Raw genomic sequence first — 4,090 nt, forward strand, 5'->3', positions numbered from 1 at the left:
ATATAAACGTCCACAAAAAAGGGGTTATCATGATATATGATAGACCCCTTTTTTGTATCAATTTGCTTTAACCAATCTAGTCCTTATAGCAACGCTTCACATGGTTCACCCTTCTTTCACTCTTTGTCCACAAAAAGGTACTTTCGCGTGGATTTGGTGTATGCCTGGTGTGAACAATAAGTGGAAAAACAAGCCCTGGTATCCCCTTTTATTGTAAAATTTGATATACAATACGGATATGTCTTAAAATTTWCTAATTTTTAGGTTTCTAGAACTAAACCGGGATAAAAACAACCATTTTAATTATGCAGAAATATCTACTTCTCTCTCTCCTATTTTTTACAACGATCAGCTTTGCGCAAAAGAAACCGCTTGACCACACAGTGTATGATGCCTGGGAATCTGTTGCTTCCAGAAGGTTATCCAACAATGGAAATTGGGCGGCATATGGCATCGCTGCGCAGGAAGGAGATGCAAATTTGTATTTAACCAATCTGCTTACCAATGCGAAAACAAAAGTAAACCGGGTGGAAAGTGCTCAGTTTAGTGCTGATTCTAAATTCGCCGTGTTTGCCATTAAACCTTTTTATTCGGCTATACGACAAGCAAAAATCAAAAAGAAAAAAATAGAAGAAATGCCAAAGGACTCTTTGGGCATAGCCAACTTAACTAATCTCGCTATTGCAAAGGTTGCGCGTGTGAAATCTTTTAAACTACCAGAGAATGGCTTAGCCTTACTTGCTTATCAACTAGAAAAACCTATAGATACATCAAAGAAAGCACAGGGAGACACTGCTAAAAAGGATGACAAAGAAGGTTCTGATCTGATTTTCAGAAACCTTACAACAGGTACAGAACGTACTTTTAAATTTGTAAACGAATATGTTTTCAGTAAAGATGGTAAACAACTTGCCTTTGCTTGCACAGGTTCCAAAAAAGATAAGACAGCTCAAACAGGCGTTTTTCTTTTAAACACAGAAAAAGGCACGCTTAAAACATTGGTTAACGGAAAAGGAAGTTTCAAAAACTTTGTGTTTGACGATGAAAGTGAATCACTTGCATTTCTAGGAGAAAGAAGTCCGGAAAAAGCCGAAATTAAAGATTACTTTGTATACTATAACTCACCTTCGTTAGATACTGCCCAGGTTTTGGTAGACAATGACATCCCCGGCTTCCCTGCTAAATGGGCAGTTAGTGGCGATGGAAAATTAAACTTCAACAAAGAAGCCACAAAGCTGTTTTTTGGTATCGCTCCAATTAAAAAACCAAAAGATACTACCCTTATCGATTTTGAGCATGCACAGCTGGATGTATGGAGTTATAAAGACGACTACCTGCAGCCAATGCAGCTAAAAAATGCTGAAAAGGAATCGAAAAGAACTTATTTAACTTCTATCGAAATATTTAATAGTGATGTAAAAGTAGTGCCTTTAACAGACGTTAAACTGCCTGAAGCTAAACTAATTGATGAAGGTAACTCGAACTATGTACTTGCATCATCAGATTTTGGCAACAGAATCCAATCACAGTGGTCTGCAAATTCTATTAAAGACTATTATCTGGTTGATACAAAAACAGGATCAAGAAAAAAGATCATTGAAGGGCTTGTGGGAACTGCAATGCCATCACCATCTGGAAAATTTATACTTTACTTCGACAAAAAAACAGCTAACTGGTACACTTATACTATTGCAACAGGTAAGATTACACACCTAAATAACGGATTAAATGTTAAGCTTGTAGACGAAGAAAATGATGTACCGGATCAGCCAGATGCTTACGGACTTGCTGCATGGACTGAGGATGATAAAGCTGTTCTATTATACGACAGGTACGACATCTGGGAATTCTCTCCAGACGGAAAAAATGCTCCGCAAAACATCACCAATGGTTTTGGCAGGCAGAACAACATTACTTTCCGCTATCAACAACTAGACACCACCGTTCGCTTTTTGGGTAAAAAAGAGACGATACTGCTTGACGCCTTTAACAATACAACTAAAGAAAACGGATATTACAGAAAGAATATCGGCGACAATAAGAGCCCGGAGCTTGTTGTTATGGCTAAGTTTAAGTATTCAAATTTAGGCAAAGCAAGAGATGCCGATCGCTATATTTATGACAAGGCAAATTATACCAATTCTCCTAATGTTTTCGTATCAACAGATATGAAAACCGAGGTTAAATTAAGTAATACCAACCCTCAGCAACAAAATTACAATTGGGGAACTGCGGAACTGGTTAACTGGAGTACACCTAAAGGTTTTAAAGCCGACGGTATTCTTTACAAGCCTGAAGATTTCGATCCGGCTAAGAAATACCCTATGATTGTATATTTCTACGAGAAGTTATCAAATGGATTATATACGTATCAGCCACCAGCTCCTACTCCTTCAAGATTAAACATCTCTTATTTTGTGAGCAATGGGTATTTGGTTTTTGCACCAGATATAAGCTATGAAAGTGGCTATCCTGGCAAATCTGCAGAAGAATTCATTAATTCCGGGGTAGAATTTTTAAAGAAAAACTCATGGGTTGATGGCACTAAAATCGGTATCCAGGGACAAAGCTGGGGCGGCTATCAGGTAGCTCATTTAATTACAAGAACAAATATGTATGCTGCTGCATGGGCGGGTGCTCCGGTAGTAAACATGACTTCTGCTTATGGTGGTATGCGTTGGGAAAGTGGGATGAACAGACAGTTTCAGTATGAAAAAACACAGAGCAGGATTGGTGCAACTTTATGGGAAAAACCAGAATTATACATCGAAAACTCTCCATTATTTGCCTTACCTAAAGTAAATACACCGGTAGTAATTATGGCCAACGATGCCGACGGCGCAGTACCTTGGTACCAGGGAATTGAAATGTTTACAGGTTTAAGAAGGTTGGGCAAACCGGTATGGATGTTAAACTACAATAATGAGGCGCATAACCTGATAAAGCGCCAGAACAGAAAAGACATCCAAATCCGTGAACAGCAGTTCTTTGACTATTATTTAAAAGGAGCTAAAGCACCCTTATGGATGACACAGGGTATACCGGCAACAGAAAAAGGTAAAACATGGGGTTTTGAGCTTACTGATGAAAAGCCATAGGGATATATTGTTTAAAATCCCTACATTAACATCGTAAAACTAACTATCCCTAATGGCATTAAGTAGAATCTGGTCGGCCTTTATCATTGTTGCAATTGTTGTAGCCACTATAAAGTGTTTCTTTTTTGGACAATCTGATATATTTAATTGGATGGTCATTGGCAAAGCCAGTGACCCTGCAAATCCTTTAAAACTAGATGGCATTATTGAAACCTGCTGGGTTTCTGTGGAGTTATGTCTTAAACTAGTAGGTATTTTGGCGCTATTTATTGGTTTGATGAGCATTGCTGAAAAAGCTGGCGGCATTCGTTTATTGTCCCGTATAGTTGGGCCCTTCTTTTCTAAATTATTTCCGGATATTCCAAAAGGCCACCCTTCTATGGGGCACATGATTATGAACTTTTCTGCTAATCTATTAGGTTTAGATAACGCAGCTACTCCTTTTGGCTTAAAAGCTATGGAAAGTTTGCAAGAGCTAAACCCAAGTAAAGATACTGCATCAAATGCCCAAATCATGTTTCTTTGCCTTCATGCAGCTGGTTTAAACTTAATTCCGGTTAGTGTTATTGCAATCAGGGCTTCTCAAAATGCTTCTAATCCAACTGATATTTTTATTCCTTGTCTGATCGTTACTTTTGTTGGCACCATGGCAGCAATGCTTATTGTTTCTTTTAAACAAAAGATTAACCTGCTTCAACCTGTAGTCATTGTCTGGATCCTTAGTCTTTCTTTCATCATTGCATTATTGGTTTTATACATTACTTCGCTTAATGCCGATGGAATAAAATCATTCTCAGGAATTTTAAGCAACGGACTTATACTATTGGTTTTTCTGTTGATTATACTTGGGGCACTATATAAAAAGATTGATGTTTTTGATGCATTTGTTGAAGGTGCAAAAAATGGATTTGAAACCGCCGTTAAAATTATCCCTTATCTGGTTGGGATGCTGGTGGCAATAAGCATGCTTCGCACCAGTGGCACCTTTGATG

General features: G+C 38.1%; 2 protein-coding genes. Both read left to right on the forward strand.

Annotation, left to right across the window (positions count from 1 at the left end):
- Positions 1-305 precede the first annotated feature (305 nt).
- Complete coding sequence (locus tag AC1DG9_RS24335; RefSeq protein WP_172659166.1) at positions 306-3,098, forward strand: alpha/beta hydrolase family protein; 2,793 nt, start codon at positions 306-308, stop codon at positions 3,096-3,098.
- A gap of 52 nt (positions 3,099-3,150) precedes the next feature.
- The coding region (locus AC1DG9_RS24340) for a nucleoside recognition domain-containing protein (RefSeq protein WP_477635400.1) at positions 3,151-4,090 on the forward strand (940 nt) is incomplete at its 3' end.

The sequence above is a fragment of the Pedobacter sp. 05L430 genome, assembly GCF_056397585.1.

Excerpts from the sequence above, each read along its gene's own strand:
- AC1DG9_RS24335 (WP_172659166.1), top strand. The coding sequence starts at position 306 with ATGCAGAAATATCTACTTCTCTCTCTCCTATTTTTTACAACGATCAGC.